Origin of the sequence: Pseudomonas aestiva, from assembly GCF_039908605.1 — a bacterium.
Classification (GTDB): domain Bacteria; phylum Pseudomonadota; class Gammaproteobacteria; order Pseudomonadales; family Pseudomonadaceae; genus Chryseomonas; species Chryseomonas aestiva.
Genome location: NZ_CP150916.1, coordinates 2,523,720 through 2,547,567 on the forward strand (window position 1 = coordinate 2,523,720; position 23,848 = coordinate 2,547,567).

Annotated in this window: 21 protein-coding genes and 1 pseudogene; 16 read left to right on the forward strand and 6 right to left on the reverse strand. The window is 65.8% G+C overall.

Features of this window, described 5'->3' with window-relative positions; all coding sequences use genetic code 11:
* The first annotated feature begins 1 nt into the window (after nucleotide 1).
* The 5 genes from AABM56_RS11780 (at nucleotide 2) to mqo (ending at nucleotide 6,521) form a co-directional block, all read left to right on the forward strand.
* Nucleotides 2-721, forward strand: coding sequence for a hypothetical protein (locus tag AABM56_RS11780; RefSeq protein ID WP_347883266.1), 720 nt, complete (start codon nucleotides 2-4; stop codon nucleotides 719-721).
* Between the two features lie 302 nt (nucleotides 722-1,023).
* Nucleotides 1,024-1,521 (forward strand): hypothetical protein, encoded by a 498-nt coding sequence (locus AABM56_RS11785; protein WP_347883267.1) that lies wholly within the window; start codon nucleotides 1,024-1,026, stop codon nucleotides 1,519-1,521.
* A gap of 243 nt (nucleotides 1,522-1,764) precedes the next feature.
* Entirely contained in the window at nucleotides 1,765-2,958 is a 1,194-nt protein-coding gene (locus AABM56_RS11790; RefSeq protein ID WP_347883268.1) for a tyrosine-type recombinase/integrase, read from the forward strand.
* Between the two features lie 21 nt (nucleotides 2,959-2,979).
* Complete coding sequence (locus AABM56_RS11795) at nucleotides 2,980-4,569, forward strand: ABC-F family ATPase (protein WP_133863110.1); 1,590 nt, start codon at nucleotides 2,980-2,982, stop codon at nucleotides 4,567-4,569.
* Nucleotides 4,570-5,024: 455 nt separating this feature from the next.
* The gene (gene mqo / locus AABM56_RS11800; RefSeq protein ID WP_187979341.1) at nucleotides 5,025-6,521 is read left to right on the forward strand and encodes a malate dehydrogenase (quinone); all 1,497 of its coding nucleotides are present in this window, start codon (nucleotides 5,025-5,027) and stop codon (nucleotides 6,519-6,521) included.
* 121 nt (nucleotides 6,522-6,642) lie between these two features.
* On the opposite strand, the gene AABM56_RS11805 is transcribed toward mqo, so the two are convergent.
* The 3 genes and pseudogenes from AABM56_RS11805 to AABM56_RS11815 all read right to left on the reverse strand — a co-directional run bounded on the left by AABM56_RS11805 (nucleotide 6,643) and on the right by AABM56_RS11815 (nucleotide 9,847).
* Nucleotides 6,643-8,418 carry a gamma-glutamyltransferase family protein gene (locus AABM56_RS11805; RefSeq protein WP_347884123.1) on the reverse strand — a complete coding sequence of 592 codons (1,776 nt, stop codon included), beginning with the start codon at nucleotides 8,416-8,418 and terminating at the stop codon, nucleotides 6,643-6,645.
* A gap of 95 nt (nucleotides 8,419-8,513) precedes the next feature.
* Nucleotides 8,514-8,801 (reverse strand): annotated as a pseudogene (locus tag AABM56_RS11810) (DUF1294 domain-containing protein); the annotation flags it as partial.
* 209 nt (nucleotides 8,802-9,010) lie between these two features.
* Nucleotides 9,011-9,847 carry an undecaprenyl-diphosphate phosphatase gene (locus AABM56_RS11815; RefSeq protein ID WP_347883269.1) on the reverse strand — a complete coding sequence of 279 codons (837 nt, stop codon included), beginning with the start codon at nucleotides 9,845-9,847 and terminating at the stop codon, nucleotides 9,011-9,013.
* Nucleotides 9,848-10,113: 266 nt separating this feature from the next.
* Here AABM56_RS11815 and pnuC point away from each other — a divergent pair, with 266 nt between their 5' ends.
* The 5 genes from pnuC (at nucleotide 10,114) to AABM56_RS11840 (ending at nucleotide 12,775) form a co-directional block, all read left to right on the forward strand.
* Nucleotides 10,114-10,677, forward strand: a complete 564-nt coding sequence (pnuC, locus tag AABM56_RS11820) for a nicotinamide riboside transporter PnuC (protein WP_133863120.1) — start codon at nucleotides 10,114-10,116, stop codon at nucleotides 10,675-10,677.
* Nucleotides 10,674-11,201, forward strand: a complete 528-nt coding sequence (locus tag AABM56_RS11825) for an AAA family ATPase (protein ID WP_133863115.1) — start codon at nucleotides 10,674-10,676, stop codon at nucleotides 11,199-11,201. Before pnuC ends, AABM56_RS11825 begins: the two co-directional genes overlap by 4 nt.
* A 37-nt stretch (nucleotides 11,202-11,238) precedes the next feature.
* Nucleotides 11,239-11,793, forward strand: coding sequence for a Smr/MutS family protein (locus AABM56_RS11830; RefSeq protein ID WP_133863116.1), 555 nt, complete (start codon nucleotides 11,239-11,241; stop codon nucleotides 11,791-11,793).
* 63 nt (nucleotides 11,794-11,856) lie between these two features.
* A complete protein-coding gene (gene folE / locus AABM56_RS11835) occupies nucleotides 11,857-12,405 on the forward strand; it encodes a GTP cyclohydrolase I FolE (protein WP_133863117.1) in 549 nt (182 codons plus the stop codon).
* A gap of 64 nt (nucleotides 12,406-12,469) precedes the next feature.
* Nucleotides 12,470-12,775 (forward strand): putative quinol monooxygenase, encoded by a 306-nt coding sequence (locus tag AABM56_RS11840; RefSeq protein ID WP_133863118.1) that lies wholly within the window; start codon nucleotides 12,470-12,472, stop codon nucleotides 12,773-12,775.
* A 210-nt stretch (nucleotides 12,776-12,985) separates the two neighbouring features.
* On the opposite strand, the gene AABM56_RS11845 is transcribed toward AABM56_RS11840, so the two are convergent.
* A complete protein-coding gene (locus AABM56_RS11845; protein ID WP_347883270.1) occupies nucleotides 12,986-13,954 on the reverse strand; it encodes an IS110 family transposase in 969 nt (322 codons plus the stop codon).
* A 435-nt stretch (nucleotides 13,955-14,389) separates the two neighbouring features.
* Nucleotides 14,390-14,938, reverse strand: coding sequence for an adenine phosphoribosyltransferase (locus tag AABM56_RS11850; RefSeq protein ID WP_133860612.1), 549 nt, complete (start codon nucleotides 14,936-14,938; stop codon nucleotides 14,390-14,392).
* Nucleotides 14,939-15,145: 207 nt separating this feature from the next.
* Between AABM56_RS11850 and AABM56_RS11855 the strand changes: the two genes are divergently transcribed.
* From AABM56_RS11855 to rbsD, 6 genes are read left to right on the forward strand one after another with little or no spacing between them, the layout of a single operon-like run.
* Nucleotides 15,146-16,102 (forward strand): sugar ABC transporter substrate-binding protein, encoded by a 957-nt coding sequence (locus AABM56_RS11855; RefSeq protein ID WP_133860613.1) that lies wholly within the window; start codon nucleotides 15,146-15,148, stop codon nucleotides 16,100-16,102.
* 16 nt (nucleotides 16,103-16,118) lie between these two features.
* A complete protein-coding gene (locus AABM56_RS11860) occupies nucleotides 16,119-17,675 on the forward strand; it encodes a sugar ABC transporter ATP-binding protein (RefSeq protein WP_133860614.1) in 1,557 nt (518 codons plus the stop codon).
* Nucleotides 17,672-18,649, forward strand: a complete 978-nt coding sequence (locus tag AABM56_RS11865; RefSeq protein WP_133860615.1) for an ABC transporter permease — start codon at nucleotides 17,672-17,674, stop codon at nucleotides 18,647-18,649. Before AABM56_RS11860 ends, AABM56_RS11865 begins: the two co-directional genes overlap by 4 nt.
* Entirely contained in the window at nucleotides 18,649-19,668 is a 1,020-nt protein-coding gene (locus AABM56_RS11870; RefSeq protein WP_133860616.1) for a LacI family DNA-binding transcriptional regulator, read from the forward strand. Before AABM56_RS11865 ends, AABM56_RS11870 begins: the two co-directional genes overlap by 1 nt.
* Nucleotides 19,658-20,566 carry a ribokinase gene (rbsK, locus tag AABM56_RS11875; protein ID WP_133860617.1) on the forward strand — a complete coding sequence of 303 codons (909 nt, stop codon included), beginning with the start codon at nucleotides 19,658-19,660 and terminating at the stop codon, nucleotides 20,564-20,566. The genes AABM56_RS11870 and rbsK overlap by 11 nt, the downstream gene beginning before the upstream one ends.
* A complete protein-coding gene (gene rbsD / locus AABM56_RS11880) occupies nucleotides 20,563-20,967 on the forward strand; it encodes a D-ribose pyranase (RefSeq protein WP_133860618.1) in 405 nt (134 codons plus the stop codon). Before rbsK ends, rbsD begins: the two co-directional genes overlap by 4 nt.
* Here the strand turns inward: rbsD and AABM56_RS11885 are convergent.
* Nucleotides 20,964-23,828, reverse strand: coding sequence for an EAL domain-containing protein (locus AABM56_RS11885; protein ID WP_347883271.1), 2,865 nt, complete (start codon nucleotides 23,826-23,828; stop codon nucleotides 20,964-20,966). The genes rbsD and AABM56_RS11885 overlap by 4 nt on opposite strands.
* Nucleotides 23,829-23,848: the final 20 nt, after the last annotated feature.

Below are 23,848 nucleotides of genomic sequence, written 5' to 3' on the forward strand. Positions count from 1 at the left end.
CATGAACGACGAACAGTTCGAGCTGACCATCAACGATCTGGCCAGATCCGGCACCTACTACGCGGACATTGCGGACGAGCTGCGCGCCCGGGACACCGCCCAGCGCGAGGCGGTCGAGGCATGGAAGGCCGCCCAGGCACGCGAGGCGGCCGCCTTGGCGCAAGCCTGGGAACAACGCGACGCCGCCCAGGCGCAGCTGGCGCGGGTCCAGGCAGAACTACCGGACCTCCGTGCCAACATGACCAAGGCGCTGGACCTGCTGGAGGTGCTCACCTGGACCAAATACACCGACGGATCATTCGTCGAGGCCGTGGACGAAGCGGACGAGATGCTGGAGCAGCTGCGCGGCAAGGTCGTGCTTAAGGGCCTGGCCGATCAGCAAGAGGCCCAGGGCGCGCAGGCCGGGGATGAACGTATCGCCCTGCTGGAGCGCGAGCTGGACCGGGAGCGCGAGCGCGCCGACATGGCCGAGGTCGAGTTGCAGAACGCCCGCGCCGCCCTCGCCACCCGTCCCGAGGCTAGCCAATTCCCAGCCGCTGCGGCCTTCGTTCGGAACATGGCGACCGACTATGCCAACGAGCATGGATGGGACGACATGGGCGGGCTCTCCTTCGGCGTAGGCCCTCAGGGCACGGCGAAGATGGAGCACTTCCTCTTCCTTGAAGAGCTGGCGGAAAAGCTGCGAACCATGACCACCGAGGGGGGCGCCAGACATGCGTAGCCCCATCCCGCGGAAAGGCTGGCTTCGCCGAAAGCTGGAGGCCGCCCTGCTGCGGCTCGCCGCTCGGCTAATCATGAGCCGCAACGTTACCAGGTCTCTGGTGATCTCCCGCTCTGACAACAACGACACCTGGTACATGGCCGAGCGGCTAGACAGCATCGCGCGGCGGGTATCCAGGGGCTACGACGAGGTGCAGCGGTGAATGCCCCGATCTACTGCCGCACCAGCGGCCAGCGAGTCGGCACCTGCGCGTGCCTGCGCTGCAATCCACCACCACCGCCTGAGCAACGCTGAGGTGCGCCATGTCCATAAAATCTCAGATCATCGCCCTGCTGGAGCAGGGCCTGGGCAACGTCGAGATTGTCCAGCGCCTGGGCTGCGCCCCGAGCTATCCCGCTCTTCTGCGCCAACAACTGGGAATGCCGTCCACCATGGAGCGCGGCACCCGAGAGGCCATAGTCCAGCGTCTCACCGAAGATCCGACGCGCCACAATGTCGCCATTGCCGAGCTGGTCGGGTGCGCCGCCACATACGTCTGGCGAGTGCGTAAGTCGCTTGGACTTCCCCAGCATCACATCGCCGCCCAAGAGCGGCTGATGGCTCCTTTGCTCGCAGCGACTGAAGCGGAAAGGAAGCCACCCGGCCGAAAGCCGAAGGCCGCTCCGTTGCGGGACGAAATTCTCGCCTACCTGGCCAGTCACCCTCGATCAAGAGTGAATGATGTCGCCCAGGCGCTGGGCACTAACCCGGCCACGGTCTGTAAGGCCAAAGCTTGGGCCGCAAGGCGCAAGTCCGCCTGACCCGCCCCAACCCCTTCTAGCATCCCGCACCGCTGGCCGCCGGCCGGCGAGGAGCCCTATTGCCATGAGCGCAGCCCTGAAAGAGACCCCCGCCCTCGACAAGGTGAGCGAGGAACAGATGGCCAAGCTGCTCGGGATCACCGTCAAGTCCCTGCAGCACCGCCGTTACCGAGGCCAGATGCCCGAAGGCGTCTGGATGAAGCTTGGAAAGACCATCTATTACAGCATCAGGAGATACGAGGAATGGCTCGAAAGCCAATGGACATGCCCGCCGGCGTCGAGATTCACAGTGGTGCCGTCCGCATCCGCTTCACCTGGAACGGAACGCGGCACCGTGAAAACCTCAGCTTTCCCGCGACGCAAAAAGGGATCTCGGCTGCCGCCAAGCTTAGAGATCAGGTAGTCCAGCTGATCAAGCTGGGCCTGATGGATGACGCGAAGTATGCCGAGCTGTTCCCAGGCTCGGTCAACATCGCGGGAGGTGGGCAAACATTCGGGCAATACGCCCAGCTATGGCTGGATAGCCGGGATATCACCGCTGGAACGCGGAACAACTACAAGGGCGCGCTGAACCTCTACTGGATGCCGAGGCTGGCGCTCACCCGGGTGGACCTGATCACCACCACCATGATCCGGCGGATCCTCACCGAGACCGAGTGGGCCTCGCCAGGCGTCAAGCGCAATGCGCTGGTGCGGCTCTCTACGATCCTGAAGGCCGCCGTGCATGACGGGGTGATCACCAAGAACCCGGCGGCGGTGCTGGAATTGCCGAAGCGGTCCCGCAAGGACGTCGACCCCTTCACCCTGGACGAGGCGAACCGGATCATCGCCCAGCTCTATCGGCATGAGCATTGGCCCAGCACGATCTACGCTGCACTCTTCGAATTCCTATTCTTCACCGGGCTCCGCATCTCCGAGGCGCTAGCCCTGCGCTGGGATGCTATCGACCTGCCGGCGCGCCAGATGCACGTCTGTCGGACAGTGGCCCAGGGCGAGGTGGTGGAGCGGACCAAGACCGGCGCCGGTCGCTTCGTGCTGCTGAATGACCGGGCGCTCCATGCGCTCCAGTTCGCCAGGCAGTACGCGGAGCGGCGTAAGGCCGGGGTGGGCAAGATCAAGGAGACGCCCTATGTCTTCCCCCCGTCCAAGAACAATGAGCACGTCAAGCAGACGTCAGACGTCCATCACCAATGGAAACCGGCGCTGAAAGCACTCGGAGTCCGCCATCGGCCGCCATACAACTGCAGGCACACCTATGCCACAATATGTCTCATGTCGGGCATGAACCCCGCTTTCATCGCAGGCCAGCTAGGCCACAGCGTGCAGATGCTGCTATCGACCTATGCCCGCTGGATCTCCTCCCAATCCGACTGGAACGAAATCGCGAAGCTGCAGATTGGCCCCAAATTGGCCCCGGCAGCAATTGAACCAGTCTGAAACCCTTTACAGGTAAGCCCTTTGATCTCCACCGCTAACATCACCATGCAGTTTGGCGCCAAGCCGCTGTTCGAGAACGTGTCCGTCAAATTCGGCAACGGCCATCGCTATGGCCTGATCGGCGCCAACGGATGCGGCAAGTCCACCTTCATGAAGATTCTCGGGGGCGATCTCGAGCCCACCGGCGGGCAGGTGATGCTCGAACCCAACGTGCGCCTGGGCAAGCTGCGCCAGGACCAGTTCGCCTACGAGGATTGCACGGTCATCGACACCGTGATCATGGGTCACGCCGAACTGGCCAAGGTCAAGGCCGAGCGCGACCGCATCTATTCGCTGCCGGAAATGAGCGAAGACGACGGCATGGCCGTGGCCGAACTGGAGGTGCAGTTCGCCGAATTCGACGGCTACACCGCCGAAGCCCGCGCCGGCGAGCTGCTGCTCGGCCTGGGCATCCCCCAGGATCAGCACTTCGGCCCCATGAGCGCCGTCGCCCCTGGCTGGAAGCTGCGGGTGTTGCTGGCCCAGGCACTGTTTTCCGATCCGGAACTGCTGCTGCTCGACGAACCGACCAACCACCTGGACATCAACACCATCCGCTGGCTGGAAGGCATCCTGGTCGCGCGCAACAGCACCATGATCATCATATCCCACGATCGCCACTTCCTGAACAGCGTCTGCACCCACATGGCCGACCTGGATTACGGCGAACTGCGTCTGTTCCCGGGCAACTACGACGAATACATGACCGCCGCCACCCAGGCACGCGAGCGCCTGCTGTCGGACAATGCCAAGAAGAAGGCTCAGATCGCCGAACTGCAGCAATTCGTCAGCCGTTTCTCGGCCAACGCCTCCAAGGCCAAGCAGGCCACCAGCCGGGCGCGCCAGATCGACAAGATCCAGCTGGACGAAGTCAAGCCGTCCAGCCGCGTCAGTCCCTTCATCCGCTTCGAGCAGAACAAGAAGCTGCACCGCCAGGCGGTGACCCTGGAAAACGTCACTCAAGGCTTCGACGGCACCCCGCTGTTCAAGCGCCTGGGTCTGCAGATCGAAGCCGGCGAGCGGGTCGCCATCATCGGCCCCAACGGCATTGGCAAGACCACCCTGCTGCGCACCCTGGTGGGCGAGATGGCTCCTCAGAGCGGTGAAGTGAAGTGGACCGACAGCGCTGATGTCGGCTATTTCGCCCAGGACCATGCCGAGGACTTCGCCGACGATGCCACCCTGTTCGAGTGGATGGGCCAATGGACGCAGGGCGGCGAGCAGATGGTACGCGGCACCCTGGGCCGCATGCTGTTCTCCAGCGACGACATCCAGAAATCGATCAAGGTCATCTCCGGTGGTGAGCAGGGGCGCATGCTGTTCGGCAAGCTGATCCTGAAGAAGCCCAACGTGCTGGTGATGGACGAGCCCACCAACCACCTGGACATGGAATCCATCGAGGCGCTGAACCTGGCGCTGGAAAACTATCCGGGCACTCTGATCTTCGTCAGCCACGACCGCGAATTCGTCTCGTCCCTGGCGACCCGCATCCTCGACATGAGCGAGACCGGCGTGGTCGATTTCAGCGGCAGCTACGACGACTACCTGCGCAGCCAGGGCATCAACGGCTGACCCCAGCGTTCGTGTAGTGGGTCGCGCCACCCACTACACGAACAAAATAGATGGTGCCCTAAGCAGTTACCCTAGGTATCATTTCGCACCGAAACGGGTACTCGACCAGGATCGCCGCGATCATCACCTATCGTTTGCGCCGGGAGACCAGAGGTCTCCTGCCACGTCTCGTAACACGTAGCGCCCCCTTCCGGCACGCTCGACGGGTTCCCTGTCGCATCCTGATCGCCCCTCCTGGCACCGGCCTCCGCCGGCCCGCCAGGACGCTTGGCCCCCACTCAATAAATCAGAACATTGCCGGACGGCTGCTGTCGCAACTGACTGCCATGCCCTACCGGTTGCCCACCCCTGCCTGTCCGTTCGCGGCCAGCTCGGGGTCGCCCAACTCGAGGTCGGGCTCCGACGCCCGCTCTCCCTCAGGTGTAAAGCGAGACACTGTCTCAGGAGTACGATGAATGCACAGTGGTAACGAAGAGTCGGATTTCGTTTTCGTCGGCGCGGGAATCATGAGCGCGACCCTGGCGGTCATGCTCAAGGAGCTGGAGCCCACGAGTACCGTCGAGGTACTCGAACTGCTCGACGTAGGCGCGGCGGAGAGTTCCAACCCCTGGAACAACGCCGGAACCGGCCATGCGGCCCTCTGCGAGTTGAACTACACGCCCGAAAAGGCGGACGGCAGCATCGACGTCACCAAGGCCCTCAGCATCAACGGCATGTTCGAGGCCTCCAGGCAGTTCTGGTCCTACCTGGTCGAGGAAGGCCACTTCGGTTCGCCGCGTGCCTTCATCAGCCCGGTGCCGCACATGTCCTTCGTGCATGGCGCCAAGGACATTGCCTTCCTGCGCAAGCGCTATGAAGCCCTCAAGGACCACGCCTGCTTCGACGGCATGGAGTATTCCGAGGATCATGCCAAGCTGCGCGAGTGGATGCCGCTGGTGATGGAAGGCCGGCCGGCCACCGAAGCCGTGGCAGCGACCCATGTGGCCGGAGGGACCGATGTCAACTTCGGCGCCCTGACCATGAGCCTGCTGGGCCACCTGCAGACCCGCCCCGGCACCCAGGTCCGCTACAACCAGAAGGTGGTGGACCTGACCCGCGAGGCCGACCAGCGCTGGCGCCTGACCATCGAGGACAGTCGTTCGGGTGCCACCCGTACGCTAATCGCCAAGTTCGTCTTTCTCGGCGCCGGTGGCGCGGCCCTGCCGCTGCTGCAGAAGTCGGGCATCCCCGAGGGCGCCGGCTATGGCGGCTTCCCGGTGAGCGGCCAGTGGCTGCGCTGCGACGATCCACACATCGTCGAGCGCCACCAGGCCAAGGTCTACGGCCTGGCCGGGGTCAATTCGCCGCCGATGTCGGTCCCGCACCTGGACACCCGGGTGGTGGATGGCAAGAAGTCGTTGCTGTTCGGACCCTTCGCCGGCTTCACCACCAAGTTCCTCAAGCGCGGCTCCTTCCTCGACCTGCCCAAGTCGATCAAGTCGGGCAACATCGGCCCCATGCTCGCCGTGGCGCGGGACAACATGCCGCTGACCCGCTACCTGGTCGGCCAGGTGCTGCAGTCCTTCGACCAGCGCGTCGAGGAATTGCGCGCCTTCTACCCCGCCGTCCGCAAGCAGGACTGGCGCCTGGAAGTGGCCGGCCAGCGGGTGCAGATCATCAAGAAGGATCCGCAGAAAGGCGGTGTCCTGCAGTTCGGTACCGAGATCGTCGCCTCTGGCGACGGCACCATTGCCGCCCTGCTGGGCGCCTCCCCGGGCGCTTCCACCTCGGTGTCCATCATGCTGACCCTGGTCGAGCGCTGCTTCCCCAGCCGTTATCAGAGCGCAGAGTGGCAGGCCAAGCTGCGCACCATGTTCCCGGCCTTCGGCCACAAGCTGGCGGAAGAACCGGAGCTGCTGCGCGAAGTGCGCGAACGCACCACCCGCGTGCTGCAACTCGACCAGCCGGCGTGACCCCACCTGGATGGCCCACTGGCGGGCCGTCCCTGCTCCTGACGTCCCCACCCCAGCAAAACCGCCCCCTCTCCCCCAGGGAGAGGGTTGGGGTGAGGGGCTGTCGCCCTCCGACGCCCGCCTAATCCCCCAGCGCCGCGCCCTCGCGCCGCGGATCGGCACCTCCTTGCCAACCTGAGCCCACCCGGCGAATGACCTGGATGCCACTGGTCATCTCGTCCTCGCGCACCTGATGCCCACGCTGCTCCAGCGCCTGGCGCAGGGCCGGGGTGGTCTCGCCGCGCTCCAGCTCGGTGGGGCCGTTGCGGCTGCCGAAATTCGGCAGGCCCGCCGCCGCCTGGGGATCCAGCTGCCAGTCCAGCAAGCCGACCAGGGTCTTGACTACATAGCCGGCGATCTGCGAACCGCCCGGCGAGCCCAGGGCGGCCAGCAGCTCACCGCTCTGGCGATCGAATACCAGGGTCGGCGACATGGTCGAGCGCGGCCGCTTGCCCGGCTCCACCCGATTGGCCACCGGCAGGCCCTTCTCCTGCGGCACGAAGGAAAAGTCCGTCAGCTGATTGTTGAGCATGAAGCCCTTCACCATCAGATGGGAGCCGAAGTAGCTCTCCACCGTGGTGGTCATGGACAGGGCGCCGCCCCAGGCGTCCGCGGCCACCACCTGGGAGGTAGAGATGCGCAGCGGCGAGCGATCCGGTGCCCAGGCCAGGCTCGGTCCGGGCGGAACACCCGGCGCGGCCTTGCCCAGGCTGCGCTCACCAACCTGCTGGGCGCGACTGGCCAGATAGCCCGGGTCGAGCAGGCCCTTGACATTGACCGGCACCAGCTCCGGATCGGCCACGTACTGGGCGCGATCGGCATAGGCCAGGCGCTCGGCCTCGGCGATCAGATGCACGGCTTCGGGACGCGGCTCCTGGTCCGCCGGCAGCGCGGTCGGCATCGGTCGCAGCGGCGCCAGGGCCCAGGCCGGATCACGGGCTTCCAGGGCCTGGAGGATGCCCAGGGTCTGGGCCACGGTGATGCCGCCGGCGGGCGGTGGCATGCCGCAGACGCGCCAGCGCTGGTAGTCGGTGCACAGTGGCGTACGGGTCCTGGCGCGATAGCCGGCCAGGTCCTGGAGACTCAGGCTGCCGGGATTGGGGCTTTGCTGCACGGCCGTGGCGATGGCCTTGGCCAGGTCGCCACGATAGAGCGCCCCAGCGCCTTCCCGGGCGATCAGCGCCAGGGTCTCGGCCAACTCGGGATTGCGCAGCCGGGTCCCCACCGGCTTCACCTGGCCCTGGGCATCCAGGTACAGCGCGGCCATACCGGGCGACTGCTTGAGGAAGGGATCGTGTACAAGCTGGTTATGCAGTCGCGGCGACAACGGGAAACCCTCGCGGGCCAGGCGGATGGCCGGCTCGAACAGCACCTGCCAGGCCAGCTTGCCGTGGTCGCGATGCGCCAGATCCAAGGCGCGCAACACCCCGGGCACTCCAACCGAACGGCCGCCGATACGCGCCTCCTCGAAGGCCATGGGGCTGCCATCCGCATGCAGGAAGAGCCTTTCGGTGGCGCCCGCCGGCGCGGTCTCGCGACCATCGTAGGCCTGGACCTTGCGACCGTCCCAGTAGAGCAGGAAGGCGCCGCCACCGATCCCCGAGGATTGTGGCTCGACCAGGGTCAGGACCGCCTGCATGGCGATGGCGGCATCGATGGCAGAGCCACCCTGGCGCAGGATCTCCCGCCCTGCCTCGGCGGCCAGGGGGTTGGCCGCCGCCGCCATCTGCCGGGTGGCTGCGCTGGCCGTCAACCCAGGGCGGTAACCGGAACCGGCCTCGGGAGCCGTGGGCAAGGAGGTCTCGCGACTCTGGCTACAGGCAGCCAGGGTCAGGGACAGGAAAAGAGGCGTAAGGATCGACAAGGGGGTTCGCAACGTGGGGCTCCTGGGCAACGGGGGCTTTCGCCCGCCAAGCCTAGCCCATCAGCTGCACCCATGCCGCCTGGCTGATCTCAGAGCGGCAGGTGACGATGCAGAAAGCCGCCGCAGAGCACATCCAGCCAGAGCAGCTGGTGCAGGGCGACGATGGCGAAGAACACCAGCCGAAAGCTCAGCTTGACCGTCTTGTGGCGGAATCGCTGCTGGGCGATCAGGGCGCCCGGCCAGCCGCCGAGCAGCTCGCCCAGATGGAGCATGCGCTCCGACACGCGCCAGCCCTTGTCGCGGGCGCGCTGCTTGTCGTGCTTGTAGAGCAGGTAGGTGACGATGCTCGCGATCAGATAGAGCGGCAACGGCCAGAGCACCCCGCGGCCGAAGGCCAGGGACAGCATGCCGACCAGGGGCAGTATGAATACCGCTATCTGTAGCAGCGCCAGCATGTCCTGGCGGGCGATGGCCGCGCGTTGCTGGTAGGGCGTCAGCGACCCTGCCCGCTTGGCGGCCTTGGGGGAAGCGTTCTGCGTAGACGCACGAGCCGGCTTGCGCCGGCTCTGCTGTTCCTGCTCGGGTTTCACCCGGCCGCCTTGGCCGCGTGCCAGTCGATCCAGCCGAATTGCCAGGTGGCCAGGATCAGCAGTCCGAAGACGATGCGGTACCAGCCGAAGACCTCGTAGCTGTGGTTGCCGATGAACTTCAACAGCGCTTTCACCGCCAGCATGGCGAAGATGAAGGAGGTAACGAAGCCGACCCCGAATACCAGGACATCGCTGGCCGTGAACAGGTGACGGTACTTGTACACCGAGTAGACCGTCGCGCCGACCATGGTCGGCATGGCCAGGAAGAAGGAAAACTCGGTGGCCGCCTTGCGCGACAGGCCGAACAGCAGGCCGCCGATGATGGTGGAACCGGAGCGCGAGGTGCCTGGAATCATCGCCAGGCACTGGGCACAGCCGACCTTGAGGGCGTCATGCCAGCGCATCTCGTCCACCTCCTCCACGCGGATGCGATGGGTACGCTTTTCCGCCCAGATCATGATCACGCCGCCGATCACCAGGGCGAAGGCCACGGTGATGGGGTTGAACAGGTATTCGTGGATCAGGTCGCCGAGGATCACGCCCAGCACGGCAGCGGGCAGGAAGGCGACGATCAGATTGCCGGTGAAGCGCTGCGCATAGGACTTGCGCGGCAGATCGGTGACGATCTCGAAGACCTTGAAGCGGTATTCCCAGACCACGGCCAGGATGGCCGCCAGCTGGATGATGATATTGAAGGCAATGGCCCTTTCCCCACCGAAGCCGATCAGATCGGCAACGACGATCTGGTGGCCGGTACTGGAAATGGGCAGAAACTCGGTGATGCCCTCGACGATCCCCAGAATCAGCGCCTGCAAGGCACTCCATAGGTCCATGGTATTACTCCATCCAAGTGAAACATTTGCAGGTAGCCGGAGCTGCAGACTCCGGCGGCAACGGGGTTCGAACCGTGACGCTCCGCAGGGCGTGGCCCTTCGCGGTACCCAAGACAGCGTGTGCTGAAGTCAGCGCCCGGCACCTTACCAGAGCGAGACCGGTTGAAGAGACCGATAGACGGCCATTAGGTGCCGTACAATGACCCATTCAATCTTTCCGGATGTGAAGCATGTCGTTTCTGGAGTCCCTCACCACCCTGCTGGGCATGTCGCCCGTGGAGCTGCTGGCCGCCGTTCTCGGGGTGATCGCCGTCTGGCTGACGGTCCGCCAGAACATCTGGGCCTGGCCCATCGGGCTGGTGATGGTGGTGCTCTACGCCTGGATCTTCCTGGACGTGAAGCTGTATTCCGACATGCTGCTGCAGTGCATCTATGCGGTGCTGCAGGTTTATGGCTGGTGGCAATGGCTGAGAGGTGGCCAGCAGCACCAGGGTCGGGTGGTCAGCTCGCTCACGGCAAGGCCCCTGCTGGCGGGTCTGGCCGTTGGCGCCCTGGGTAGCCTGGTCTTGGGCTATCTCATGGGCACCCACACCGACGCCGCCCTGCCCTGGCTGGATGCCGCGCTTACCGGTTTCAGCCTGGTCGCCCAGTTCTGGATGGCGCAGAAGCGGCTGCAATGCTGGATGCTGTGGTTCGTGCTGGACGTCATCTATGTGGGCCTCTTCTATTACAAGGGCCTCTACCCCACCGCGATCCTCTATGCGGTCTTTGTCGGCCTCGCCGCCTATGGCTGGCTGGACTGGCGCCGCGCCCTGGCGACCGCACGATGAAGGTGGTGGTGCTGACCGGCCCCGAATCGAGTGGCAAATCCTGGCTGGCGACGATCCTGAGCGACAGATTCGGCGGTGTCCGGGTCGACGAGTACGTTCGCGAATACTGTGAGGCGCATGGCACCGACACCAGCCTGACGGATGTGGAGCTCATCGCCCGCGAGCAATTGCGCCGCGAAGACCAGGCGCGGCGCGGTGCGCCGGCCCTGCTGCTGCTGGATACCCATCTGCTGAGCAACCTCCTGTGGAGTCGCCTGCTGTTCGATGCGGCGCCCACCTGGCTGGAGCCGGCGCTGCTGGCCCGCCGCTACGACCTGCACCTGCTGCTCGACCCCCGCGACGTCGCCTGGCAGGACGACGGTCAGCGCTGCCAGCCGGAGCTCACCGAGCGCCTGGCATTCTTCGCCCACTGCCGGGACTGGCTGAAGACCCATGGCCAGCCGGTGCTGGAAATCGCCGGCGACTGGCCCGAGCGGCAAAGGGCCGCGCTGGCTGCGGTGAGCCGATTGCTGCACGAGTCCTGACCCGTCGGTAGAATGACGTCCTACACCGGAGAACGCCATGCACGACGACGATGCCTCTTTCGCTGACTTCACCCGCGGGATCCGTCCGCTCAGGCAGGATCGCGCCGACACCGGCAAGTCGCGCGCCGACCTGGGCCAGATCGCCCAGCGCCGGGCCGATGCGACCAGGACCTCGACCACGACCCGGGTGGATGGCCTGAGCGATGCCTTCGTCATCGATGTAGGCGCCGAAGACGAACTCTACTGGGGCCGCGATGGCGTCCAGGACACCCAGCTGAAGCGCCTCAAGAGCGGCCAGATCCCCTTCGAGGGCAGCCTGGATCTGCACGGCATGACCGTGGAAAGAGCCCGGGAGACCCTCTGGGACTTTCTCGCCGAGGCCACCCGCCTGGAAATCCGCTGCGTGCGCATCACCCATGGCAAGGCCGCGCGCCTGGATGGGCGTCGGCCGCTGATCAAGAGTCACGTCAACACCTGGTTGCGCCAGCACGCTCAGGTGCTGGGCTTCGCCTCCTGCCTGCCCCGCCACGGCGGCACCGGCTCGCTTTATGTCTTGCTCAAGCGCACCATGCTCGAAGGTCGCGACGAGTGACTCCGCGACTCGGATGACGTCTCATCCGAGCGCCAACCTCCTTATCGACAAACAGGAACCCAAATGTCTCTCGAACAGCACTACTCCTCGATCCTGACCGGACTCGGCGAAGACATCGGCCGGGAGGGGCTGGTGGACACGCCCAAGCGCGCGGCCAAGGCCATGCAGTACCTCTGCCGCGGCTATACCCAGACGCTGGAAGAGGTGGTGGGCGAGGCGCTCTTCACCTCGGACAACAGCGAGATGGTGCTGGTCAAGAACATCGAGCTGTACTCGCTGTGCGAGCACCACATGCTGCCCTTCATCGGCAAGGCCCACGTCGCCTACATGCCCAAGGGCAAGGTGCTGGGGCTGTCCAAGGTGGCACGCATAGTCGACATGTTCGCCCGCCGACTGCAGATCCAGGAAAACATGACCCGGCAGATCGCCGAAGCCATCGAGAAGGTCACCGGTGCGGCCGGTGTTGCGGTGGTCATCGAGGCGCAGCACATGTGCATGATGATGCGTGGCGTGGAGAAGCAGAATTCCTCCATGGTCACCTCGGTGATGCTCGGCCAGTTCCGCGCCAGCGATGCCACCCGCGCCGAATTCCTCAGCCTGATCAATCGCTGAGTCGGCCGCGACGTCCGCCAGCCCGGAGGGTCGAAGCCTGGAATCTCCAGGAGACCTGCACGCCATGGCGGACGTCCACAGCCTTACCCTGTTCAGAGCCCAACCCGAACGTTCCCAGGCGCTGGGCGCCCACCTGCTGGATCTGGCCGCGGTGGCAGTGCACGACGAGGGGTGCCTGGATTATCAGGTATTCCAGGGTAGCGAGGACAATGACGTCTGGGTGGTCCAGGCCCGCTGGATCTCGGTCGCCGCCCAGGACGACCACTTCAACCAGCCACACACCCTCGCCTTCCTCGACGAGTTGCCCAAGCTGGCGGACGAGGTGGATCTGTATCCGCTGGCGCCCAAAAAGCCTTCGGCTGAGCTTTGACGACAGGCTGTCTAGGTTGCGACGAAGCGTAGATTGGGCCGAGACGGCTCCATCGTCGAAGCCCAACAAGACCGGCGCCAAGGCAGGAGCTGTTGGGCCTTGCTGGGCTCAGCCCAACCTACGACTTGATTGACCTTTTACGGCCATGGCGATCTGCCGACGCGGCCGGTCCCGCAAAGGTACCACCGTCGTAGATACCGTCTTCGCCCCTCAGTGTGCAATCGCTAAAGCAGGATCGAAAGGCTTGCCCGATTTGAGCACGCCATAGGCGATGGTCAGCAGCTTGCGCATGGCGGCACAGACGGTTTGTTTACCTTTCTTCCCCCTGGTTTTCAGACGCTCGGCTTGCGCCTTGATAGCCGGGTTGTAGGTCAGCGCCACGACGGCGGGTAGGTATAGCGCACTTCGTAAGCGGACCGATCCCATGCGCGAGATGCCGGTATGGCCGCGGTAAAGACCTGATTCCTGTAGGCGTGGGTTCAAACCGGCAAAGGCGGTCACGGCGCGGGCATCGGCGAAGCGACCGATATCGCCGAGCTCCGCCAGGATCAGGGCGGCGGTCTTGTCGGCGATGCCGTCTATGCTCACCAGCAGATCACGTTTGCCGCGCAGGTCCGGGTCATCGTCGATATGCCGTTTGATCTGTTCGAGCGTCCAGGCGATCTGCTCATCGAGCCGCTGCACGACCGCCTGGATCGAGTTTTGGACTTTTTCCGGGCTGACCTCGAGCCGATTGAGCTCCATCTGCCGTAGCGATTGGAGATCCTCCAGGCGCCGGGTCAGCGCGCGAAGCGTGCGGATGGACACAGGCTCCGGGTGCCAGGCCCGCAGGCTGTCTTCATGCCGCTGGCCATAGGTGGCGATCAGCTTGGCGTCGAGTTTGTCCGTCTTGCTGCGCTGCAATTGGCTTTGCGCATAGCGAGCGATCTGTGCCGGATTGAGCACGGCGATTCGGTAGCCCAGCGCATGGAAATGCTCGGCGAGCGCTTCGTGATAGGTGCCCGTGGCCTCCATCACGATCCAAGCGCCTGGCTCGGCATGCTGTTGCAGCCAGTCGGCAAAGACCGCGAAGCCTGACGGATCGTTGCTCAGCCTGCCCTTGGTCCGGTGCTTGCCATTGGATTGCAGGATCGCCAGATCGAAGCTGCGCTTGGCGATATCAACACCGATTACGGCCATGATGTCTCCTCCTTCAGATGCGACACGATCACGTCATCCCGTCCAACCTTGTGCAATACGAGCTCTGGAGGCTCTAGATACCGTTCGGACTCGGGGATGGGTGTGGAGGAGGCGGCCTATCTACGTTGCAAGCTCAAAGGCTTAAGGGTGGACACGGCCTGCCATCCTCCCCCGATGATCAGTCGGGGACTATGCCCCCCTAAGGAGGCTGTCGTCGAGATACAAGGGTGGACAACGGCGCAGCCTTGTCCACGAACAGGCATCGGCATCAGGTGGAAAACGCTACGCGGTTTTCCACGCTACGGGCTGGACGCAATCGCGGCCATGGGCCGCTCCTACATTTGTTCGGTGTACCTGTAGGAGCGGCCCATGGCCGCGATAAACGAGAGCAAAGGCACAGCAGTGCGGACCGCGATGGTCGCGATCAACTGCAACTCAATATTCGGACAGCGCGAAGCTCGTCAGGGCGAAGGTGGGGATGCCGGCGGCTTGCAGGCGCCTGGAGCCGCCCAGTTCGGGCAGGTCGACGATGGCGGCGGCTTCGTGGACTTCGGCGCCCAGGCGGCGGATCAGGTTGCCGGCGGCGACGAGGGTACCGCCGGTGGCGATGAGATCGTCGACCAGCAGCACCGAATCACCGGCACCGACGCTGTCCTTGTGTACCTCGATCACCGAATCGCCGTATTCGGTGCTGTAGACCTCGGTCAGCAGCTCGGCCGGCAGCTTGCCCTGCTTGCGGAACAGCACCAGCGGCTTGCCCAGTTCGTAGGCCAGGATCGGACCGATGAGGAATCCGCGCGCATCCAGCGCCCCGACGTGGGTGAAGGTCGCCGAACGATAGCGCTCCAGCAGCTCCGCCATGACGGCGCGCAGCCCCTCGGGCGACTGGAACAGTGGCGTGATGTCCCGGAAGATCACCCCCGGCTTGGGAAAATCGGGCACGGCGCGGATGAGGGACTTCAGGGCGGATTCGGAAAAGGACATGGCAGAGACTCTTGGGCGCCGGGCGCCTGGTTGAATACGATTGCCCAGTATACCGGTGCCCGCCCGGCCAGGGCCAACCCGCCATCCCTGCGAGCTGAATCGATTCATGTAGTGAGTCGCGTTGACAGCTACCAGCGAAGCGGACATCCTCGATAACGCGCAAACGTTTGCGCGACCACAAGAACCATAAGAATTCGGAGATTCCCTATGCTGGCCTTTCGCCCTGCCCGCCTGCTGGCGGCTATCGCTCTCGCCTCCGCTTCGCTGATCCTGCCGCTCACCGCCAGTCATGCCACGGCCGCCGAAAAGCCCAAGGTCGCGCTGGTCATGAAGTCCCTGGCCAACGAATTCTTCCTGACCATGGAAGACGGCGCCAAGACCTACCAGAAAGAGCATTCCGCCGACTTCGATCTGATCTCGAACGGGATCAAGGACGAGACCGACACCTCCAGCCAGATCCGTATCGTCGAGCAGATGATCGTGTCCAAGGTCGATGCCCTGGTCATCGCCCCGGCCGACTCCAAGGCCCTGGTTCCGGTGCTGAAGAAGGCCAGCGACGCCGGCATCAAGGTGGTCAACATCGACAATCGCCTGGATCCCGAGGTGCTCAAGTCCAAGTCCCTGGACATTCCCTTCGTCGGCCCCGACAACCGCAAGGGCGCACGCCTGGTGGGCGAGTACCTCGCCAAGCAGCTCAAGCAGGGTGATCAGGTCGGCATCATCGAGGGCGTCTCCACCACCACCAACGCCCAGCAGCGCACCGCAGGCTTCAAGGACGCCATGGAAGCGGCCGGCATGAAGATCGTCGGCGTGCAGTCCGGCAACTGGGAAATCGACAAGGGCAACGCCGTCGCCGCGGCCATGCTCAACGAATACCCCGACCTGAAGGCCCTGCTGGCCGGCAACGACAGCATGGCGCTGGGCGCCGTCTCCGCCGTACGGGCCGCGGGCAAGAAAGGTCAGGTGCAGATCGTCGGCTACGACAACATCAAGGCCATCCACCCGATGCTGAAAGACGGTCGCGTCCTCGCCACCGCCGACCAGTTCGCCGCCAAGCAGGCCGTGTTCGGTATCGACGCCGCGCTCAAGCTGGTCAAGGGCGAGCCCACCGGTGCCAAGGACGGTGTGATCGAGACGCCGGTCGAACTGGTCACCCAGCCCTGAGCCAAGGAGAGCCCCCATGTCGTCCGAGGTTATCCTCAGCGCCCGTGGCATCGGCAAGACCTATGCCCAGCCGGTACTCGGCGGCGTGGACCTGGAGTTGCGCGCCGGCCAGGTGCTGGCGCTCACCGGGGAAAACGGCGCCGGCAAGAGCACCCTGTCCAAGATCCTCTGTGGGCTGGTGCAGCCTACCACCGGCGAGCTGAGCTTCCTCGGTCGCCCCTATGCCCCGGGCAGCCGCCGTGAGGCGGAAGCCCAGGGGGTGCGGATGGTCATGCAGGAACTCAATCTGCTACCCACCCTCACCGTGGCGGAAAATCTCTTTCTCGATCGCCTGCCCCGGCGACTGGGCTGGATCGACCGACGCCAGTTGCGCGAGCAGGCGCGGCTGGCCATGGCCCAGGTCGGCCTGGAGGCCATAGATCCGGATACCCCCATCGCCGAACTGGGTGTAGGTCACCAGCAGATGGTGGAAATCGCCCGCAACCTGATCGGCGATTGCCGGGTGCTGATTCTCGACGAGCCGACCGCCATGCTCACCTCGCGCGAGGTGGATTTGCTGTTCGAGCAGATCGAGCGCCTGCGCGCCCGGGGCGTGGCCCTGATCTACATCTCCCATCGCCTGGAAGAACTCAAGCGCATCGCCCAGCAACTGGTGGTGCTGCGTGATGGTCGGCAGGTGGCCGATGCGCCCATGGCCGAGTACGGCACCGACCAAATCGTCAGCCTCATGGTCGGCCGCGATCTCGGTGAGCACCTCGACATGGGCGAACGCCGCTTCGGCCCGCCCCTGCTGGAGGTCAAGGGTCTCTCGCGCGCCGACAAGGTCCAGGATGTCTCCTTCAGCGTCCGCGCTGGCGAGATCTATGGTATCTCCGGCCTGATCGGTGCCGGACGGACCGAACTCCTGCGCCTGATCTTCGGCGCCGATCGCGCCGATTCCGGCACGGTGCACCTTGCCGGCAAGCCGGTCGACCTGGGTTCGCCGGCCAAGGTGGTGCGCCAGGGCATCGCCCTCATCACCGAGGATCGCAAGGGCGAAGGCCTGCTGCTCAGCCAGCCGATCAGCGCCAACATCGCCCTGGGCAACATGGCCAAGGTCGCGCGACAGGGCCTGGTCAGCGGCGCACGCGAAGCGGCCCTGGCCGAGCGCCATATCAAGGGCATGCGCATCCGCTGCAACGACGGCACCCAGCCCGTGGGCGAACTCTCCGGTGGCAACCAGCAGAAGGTGGTGATCGGACGCTGGCTGGAACGCGATTGCCAGGTGATGCTGTTCGACGAACCCACGCGCGGCATCGACGTCGGCGCCAAGTTCGAGATCTATGGCCTGCTGGCCGAACTCACCCGCCAGGGCAAGGCCCTGGTCGTGGTCTCCAGCGACCTGCGCGAGCTGATGCTGATCTGCGATCGGATCGGCGTGATCTCCGCCGGCCGCCTAGAAGCCACCTTCGAACGCCATGACTGGGATCAGGAGCGGCTGCTGGCCGCCGCCTTCGCCGGCTATCGCTCCCGCGAAGCCCTGCTGGAAGAACCTGTCCCGCCGCAAACCCTTTCTCAGGAAGCCATTCGATGAGCAGTCTTCCCGTCACCTCTTCCCGGCGTGCCTTCGGCCTGGGCCTGGGCACCTACATCGGCCTGGCCGCTGCCCTGCTGGCCATGATCGTGCTGTTCTCCCTGATGAGCAGCCACTTTCTCTCATACGCCACCTTCACCACCCTGGCCAACCAGATCCCCGATCTGATGGTGCTGGCGACCGGGATGACCTTCATCCTGATCATCGGCGGCATCGATCTCTCGGTGGGTTCGGTGGTCGCCCTGGCCGCCGCCGTGGTCAGCGTCGCCACCCTGGAATGGGGCTGGGGCATCCTGCCGGCAGCCGCCCTCGGCATGTTCTGCGCGGCCCTGACCGGCACCCTCACCGGCAGTGTGACCGTGGCCTGGCGCATCCCCTCCTTCATCGTCTCCCTCGGCGTGCTGGAAATGGCCCGTGGCGCCGCCTACCAGCTGACCAATTCGCGCACCGCCTATATCGGCGATGCCTACGCCTGGCTGTCCACACCCTTCGCCTTCGGCATCTCGCCCTCCTTCGTCATCGCCCTGCTGGTGATCGTGGTCGCGCAGCTGCTGCTGACCCGCTCGGTGCTCGGGCGCTACCTGATCGCCATCGGTACCAACGAGGAAGCGGTGCGCCTGGCCGGGATCAATCCCAAGCCCTACAAGGTCATCGTCTTCGCCCTCATGGGCCTGCTGGCGGGCCTGGCGGCGCTGTTCCAGATCTCCCGCCTGGAAGCCGCCGATCCCAATGCCGGCGTGGGCCTGGAACTGCAGGTGATCGCCGCCGTAGTGATCGGTGGGACCAGCCTCATGGGCGGCCGCGGCTCGGTGATCAGCACCTTCTTCGGCGTGCTGATCATCTCGGTACTGGCCGCGGGCCTGGCCCAGATCGGTGCCAGCGAGCCGACCAAGCGCATCATCACCGGCGCGGTCATCGTGGTGGCGGTGATCCTCGACACCTATCGCAGCCAGCGCGCCAAGAGCAAGGGCTGATGGCGACCATCAAGGATGTCGCCGCCCGCGCCGGCATCTCCTACACCACGGTTTCCCATGTGGTGAACAACAGTCGCCCGGTCAGTCCGGGCGTCCGGGAAAAGGTCGAGGCGGCCATCGCCGAGCTGGGCTACGTGCCCAGTGGCGTGGCCCGCTCCCTGCGCAGTCGCGCCACCGGCACCTTCGGCGTGCTGGTGCCCAATGCGGTCAACCCCTACTTCGCCGAACTGGCGCGGGGGATCGAGGATCACTGCGAGCGCCAGGGTTACAGCGTCATCCTCTGCAATTCCGATGACGATGCCGACAAGCAGCTGCGCTATCTGCGGGTGCTCAAGGAGCGCCGCATCGACGGGCTGGTGGTCGCCACCGTGGATGGCGATCCGCGCTTTGCCCGCGCTCTCGCCGGCCTGCGCATCCCGCTGGTGCTGGCCGACCGGCCGCTGGACGGCGTCCAGGCCGCGCATATCCGCATCGATCACCACCAGGGCGGCCTGCTCGCCACCCGCCATCTGCTGGAGCTCGGCCATCGACGGATCGCCTGCATCGGTGGCCCGGCCGACTCCCCCGTCGCCAGCGAGCGGATCACCGGCTACCAGGAGGCCCTGGCGGACGCCGGCATCGCGCCTGGCGCCATCCAGCGCTGCGCCTTCACCGCCGCCGCCGGTCATGCCGCGGCCCGCGAATTGCTGGCCTCGGGAGAGCGTCCGACCGCGATCTTCGCCGGCAACGACACCATCGCCCTGGGCGTGTTGCGCGCCGCCGCCGAGCTGGGCCTGGACGTTCCCGGCCAGCTCTCGGTGGTGGGCTTCGACGACATCGAACTCAGCCGCTATCTCTATCCGGCCCTGACCACCATCGGCCAGTCGATCCGCGACCTTGGCGAGCGCGCTGCCCAGCTCCTGCTGGCGCGCCGCGAGACGGTTGGCAGCCCCTCCACCCACGACATCGCCGTACCCCGGCTGGTGCTGCGCGAATCCACCGCGGCGCCCTCTGCTCTGGAGACCTCCCATGCACCCTGACGTCGTCGTCATCGGCAGCCTGAACATGGACCTGGTGGTGCGCACCCCGCGCCTGCCCAAGGGCGGCGAGACCCTCGCCGGCCATACCTTCACCACCGCACCCGGCGGCAAAGGCGCGAATCAGGCCGTCGCCGCGGCACGCCTGGGCGCCCGGGTCGCCATGATCGGCTGCGTCGGTGCCGATCCCTATGGCGACTTCCTCACCCGCAGCCTCGTCCAGGAAGGCATCGACTGCCAGGGCGTCTCGGTGGCTGCCGAGGTGCCCACTGGCATCGCGTCCATTCTGGTGGATGACCAGGGCCAGAACGCCATCGTCATCGTCGCCGGTGGCAACGGCGAGCTTTCGGCCGCTCACCTGCAGGCCCAGGAGCGCGTGCTCGACCAGGCAAAGCTGGTGATCGCCCAGCTGGAAGTGCCGCTGGCCACCGTGGGCGACGCCCTCGCCCGCGCCCATGCGCTGGGCAAGACGGTGATCCTCAATCCGGCGCCGGCCACCGGTCCGCTGCCGGCCGAGTGGTACGCCCACATCGACTACCTGGTGCCCAACGAAAGCGAAGCCAGCCTGCTGACCGGCTTGCCGGTGGACACCCTGGAGCAGGCCGAAGCCGCCGCGCGCCAGCTGGTCGCCGCCGGCGCCCGCCAGGTGCTGCTGACCCTGGGCGGCCAGGGCCTGCTGCAGGTCACGGCCGACAGCTGCCGCCACCACCCGGCCACGCCGGTGAAGGCGGTGGACACCACCGCCGCCGGCGACACCTTCCTCGGGGGCTTCGCCGCCGGACTGGCAGAAGGTCTGAGCGTGGAGGCCGCCATCGCCCTCGGCCAGCAGGCTGCCGCCATCGCCGTCACCCGTCCGGGCGCTCAGCCGTCCATCCCCACCCGCCAGGAGCTCGCCCGGTGAAAAAGACCTCTCTGCTCAACATCGCCCTGTCCCAGGCCGTCGCCAGTCTCGGTCATGGCGACCTGGTGGTCATCGGTGACGCCGGCATGCCGGTACCGCCGGGCACCCCGCTGGTCGATCTGGCCGTCACCCCGGGCGTGCCGGACTTTCTCAGTGTGCTGCAGGCGCTGCTCAGCGAGATGCAGGTGGAAAGCCACCTGCTCGCGGAGGAAACCCTCACCGCCCAGCCCCCGGCCCTGGGCGAACTGGAACGCCTGACCGCGAGCGGCGCCCTGGGCAGCCGCCGCCTGGTCTCCCATGACGAGATGAAGACCCTGTGTCGCCAGGCGCGGGTGCAGATCCGCACCGGCGAGTGCCAGCCCTACACCAACCTGATCCTGGTGGCCGGCGTCGCCTTCTAGTCGGCGGCCCTGGCCAGCAGCCGCCGGGTCGCCAGCAGATCCAGCGGGCGGGCGAAGAAATAACCCTGGGCGTGGCGGGCACCCATGTCCCTGAGCAGTTGCAACGCCTGGGCGTCCTCGACGCCCTCGGCCACCACATCCAGCCCCAGTGACTCGGCCATGCGCACGATGGCGCGAACGATGGCGACACTGCGCGCGCTCTCGGCCAGACGCAGGACAAAGGACTTGTCGATCTTGAGGCCGCGAAAGCGATACTCGTGGACATAGCCCAGCGACGAGAAGCCCGCGCCGAAATCGTCCAGCACCACCGAGACGCCGTGGCGATCCAGGGCCTCCATGGCCGCCTTGGCGCGTTCCGGTTCGGCGACCAGGGCGCCTTCGGTCAACTCCAGGCAGATCCGCGACGGCGCCACGCCATACGCGGCCAGGATGCTCAGCACCTCGTCGGCGAACTCCGGGCGCACGATGCTGTAGCTGGAGCAATTGACGTGCACCACCGGCCAGTGCGCCTGGGCCGGTTCGGCCAGGGTGGCGGCGATGCGCGTCAGCATGTAGGTATCCAGCCGTCCGATCAGCCGCAGGCCTTCCAGCTCGGGTAGAAAAGCCCCTGGCGCCAGGACGCTGCCGTCCGGCTGACGCCAGCGGATCAGCGCCTCCAGCGCCGCCACGCGGCCGCTGGTGACGTCGATGATCGGCTGGAAGAAGGGCTCCAGTTCGTTGCCATTCTTCAGCGCCTTGCGCAGCGCGCCTTCACGCACTACCTGGTCGGACACCACCTGGCGCAGTTCCTGGTTGAAGACCGCGAAGTTGTCGCGCCCACCCTGCTTGACCCGATACATCGCCGTATCGGCGTCGCGCAGCAGGTCATCCGGCTGGCGATGCAGGCCGGGATCGGCCAGCACGATGCCGATGCTGCAGGAGGTGAACAGGCTGTGGTCGTCGATCACCAACGGTCGGTCGAAGGCTTCGATAATGCGCTGGGCGATGGCTACCGGTGAATCCAGGCCGCCACCGGGCACCAGGATGGCGAATTCGTCGCCGCCCAGGCGTGCCAGCAGATCGGTCTCGCGCAGGCAGCTCGACAATCGCTCACCGGCCGCCACCAGCAGCAGGTCGCCGAAGGGATGGCCGAACTGGTCGTTGATGCGCTTGAATCTGTCCAGGTCGAGAAACATCACCGCCAGGCCGGTCCCGTCGCGCTCCAGCGCCGCCCAGAGTTCGCCCAGGCGCTGCTGGAAAAAGCTGCGATTGGGCAGCCGGGTCAGGGCGTCGTGGTTGTTCTCGTACAGCAGTCGGGCGTTGGCGGCGTCCAGCGCCCGGGTGCGCTCCTGCACCCTGACCTCCAGGGCCTGGCGCGACTGCTGGATGGCTTCCGCGGCGCTGCGCCGGGACAGCGCGGTATCGATATGGCGCGAGACGAAGGTGAGCAACTCCTGGTCGCGCCGGCTGTAGTAGACGTCTTCGCGATAGCTCTGTACCGCCAGCACGCCGCGGACGTGCTTGCCGTCATAGAGGGGGATACCCAGCCAGGAGCAGGCTTCCGGGGTGCCCTCGACCGGGGTGATCTCGCCCTGCTCGATCAGCAGCCGGGCCTTGTGCCGATCAATGATGCAGGGTCGCCGTTGGCGGATGGTGTACTCGGTATAGCCGCGCGTGCCGCGCCGGGCGACAGGCGCCGTGGTACGGCGCTCATCGGCGAAATAGGGGAAGCTCACCTCCCCCGAGGCATCGTCGTAGAGGGCGATATAGAAGTTGTGGGCATAGAGCAGCTCACCCACGACGCGGTGCAGACCGCCCAGGAGGTCCGGCATGTCGGTACTGGCGCTGGACAGCTCGGCAATGCGAAACAGCGCCGCCTGCAGCTGCTCGGCGCGTTCGCGCTCGGCGATCTGCTCGCGCAGCCGGGCATTGACCTCCGAAAGCTCCTGTGTGCGCTGGCCCACGGTGGCTTCCAGGGATTCGCGCCGGAGGATGCGATCCAGGGCCATGGCCACGTCGCGGGCGATCACCTGGAACAGCGCCTGGTCCTCGGGGCCGTAGCGGCGCTCGCGATCGTAGACCTGCAGGCTGAGCACGCCGAAGGTGCGATCGGCACCGTCCTTGAGCGGGATGCCCATCCAGAACTCGGGGACCGAGCCCTGGCAATAGTAGGGCCCTGACACCTGCGCCGCTTCGATGGCTTCCTTGGGCAGCAGCAGCGGTGTCCCGTGCATGAGCACATAGGCGGTCAGGCACGGCCGCTCGCGATCCAGCAATTCGAAGGAGCCGGGCTCGGGCGGACTCTCGTCGCGCTGGTCGAAATAATAGGGATAGTGGATCTGGTCCGAGTCGACGTCCTGCAGCGCCAGGAAGAAATTTTCGGCATCGATCAGCGAGACCAGCAGCTCGTGGGTACGCTGCATGAACAGTTGGCGATCCAGGGTCGAACTCGCCAGGTAGGTGATGTCGTAGAGCACCTGCTGGATCGCCTGCGCCCGCTGCAGTTGCAGGCGCTGCAGGACGAAGCCGAATCTCAGGGCCAGCGCGGCGAAATCGGTGTGGTCATCGGGGCGGGCGAGCAGCCAGCCCAGCGGGGTCGGGCCGCTGCCGGTGGGATAGCAGCTGAGCCCGACCTTGGCCGCCAGCTGCGCCAGTTCCTCGTCGTCGAGCAATTCCGGCCAGGCACTGGCGCCATTGCCGGTGGCCATGCACGACCAGTTGCCACGGCGCTGGTACCAGGCCCAGTCGGCATCGGCAGCGGCTGCACGCAGTTGCGCGATGATCTGCTCCGCCGCCAACCCCGGCGCATTCGGATCCGGCCAGCGTGCCTCCGACGGCCTGGCCAGGCGTGCACCTGGCGACTGTTCCTCAGCCCCTTTCATGCTGACTCCTTCCCGTGCAT

What these genes read in the sequence shown, in the direction of transcription:
- AABM56_RS11780 (WP_347883266.1), top strand. Translation starts at nt 2, where the DNA reads ATGAACGACGAACAGTTCGAGCTGACCATCAACGATCTGGCCAGATCC.
- AABM56_RS11785 (WP_347883267.1), top strand. Translation starts at nt 1,024, where the DNA reads ATGTCCATAAAATCTCAGATCATCGCCCTGCTGGAGCAGGGCCTGGGC.
- AABM56_RS11790 (WP_347883268.1), top strand. Translation starts at nt 1,765, where the DNA reads ATGGCTCGAAAGCCAATGGACATGCCCGCCGGCGTCGAGATTCACAGT.
- mqo (WP_187979341.1), top strand. Translation starts at nt 5,025, where the DNA reads ATGCACAGTGGTAACGAAGAGTCGGATTTCGTTTTCGTCGGCGCGGGA.
- AABM56_RS11815 (WP_347883269.1), bottom strand. Translation starts at nt 9,847, where the DNA reads ATGGACCTATGGAGTGCCTTGCAGGCGCTGATTCTGGGGATCGTCGAG.
- pnuC (WP_133863120.1), top strand. Translation starts at nt 10,114, where the DNA reads ATGTCGCCCGTGGAGCTGCTGGCCGCCGTTCTCGGGGTGATCGCCGTC.
- AABM56_RS11825 (WP_133863115.1), top strand. Translation starts at nt 10,674, where the DNA reads ATGAAGGTGGTGGTGCTGACCGGCCCCGAATCGAGTGGCAAATCCTGG.
- AABM56_RS11830 (WP_133863116.1), top strand. Translation starts at nt 11,239, where the DNA reads ATGCACGACGACGATGCCTCTTTCGCTGACTTCACCCGCGGGATCCGT.
- folE (WP_133863117.1), top strand. Translation starts at nt 11,857, where the DNA reads ATGTCTCTCGAACAGCACTACTCCTCGATCCTGACCGGACTCGGCGAA.
- AABM56_RS11840 (WP_133863118.1), top strand. Translation starts at nt 12,470, where the DNA reads ATGGCGGACGTCCACAGCCTTACCCTGTTCAGAGCCCAACCCGAACGT.
- AABM56_RS11845 (WP_347883270.1), bottom strand. Translation starts at nt 13,954, where the DNA reads ATGGCCGTAATCGGTGTTGATATCGCCAAGCGCAGCTTCGATCTGGCG.
- AABM56_RS11850 (WP_133860612.1), bottom strand. Translation starts at nt 14,938, where the DNA reads ATGTCCTTTTCCGAATCCGCCCTGAAGTCCCTCATCCGCGCCGTGCCC.
- AABM56_RS11855 (WP_133860613.1), top strand. Translation starts at nt 15,146, where the DNA reads ATGCTGGCCTTTCGCCCTGCCCGCCTGCTGGCGGCTATCGCTCTCGCC.
- AABM56_RS11860 (WP_133860614.1), top strand. Translation starts at nt 16,119, where the DNA reads ATGTCGTCCGAGGTTATCCTCAGCGCCCGTGGCATCGGCAAGACCTAT.
- AABM56_RS11865 (WP_133860615.1), top strand. Translation starts at nt 17,672, where the DNA reads ATGAGCAGTCTTCCCGTCACCTCTTCCCGGCGTGCCTTCGGCCTGGGC.
- AABM56_RS11870 (WP_133860616.1), top strand. Translation starts at nt 18,649, where the DNA reads ATGGCGACCATCAAGGATGTCGCCGCCCGCGCCGGCATCTCCTACACC.
- rbsK (WP_133860617.1), top strand. Translation starts at nt 19,658, where the DNA reads ATGCACCCTGACGTCGTCGTCATCGGCAGCCTGAACATGGACCTGGTG.
- AABM56_RS11885 (WP_347883271.1), bottom strand. Translation starts at nt 23,828, where the DNA reads ATGAAAGGGGCTGAGGAACAGTCGCCAGGTGCACGCCTGGCCAGGCCG.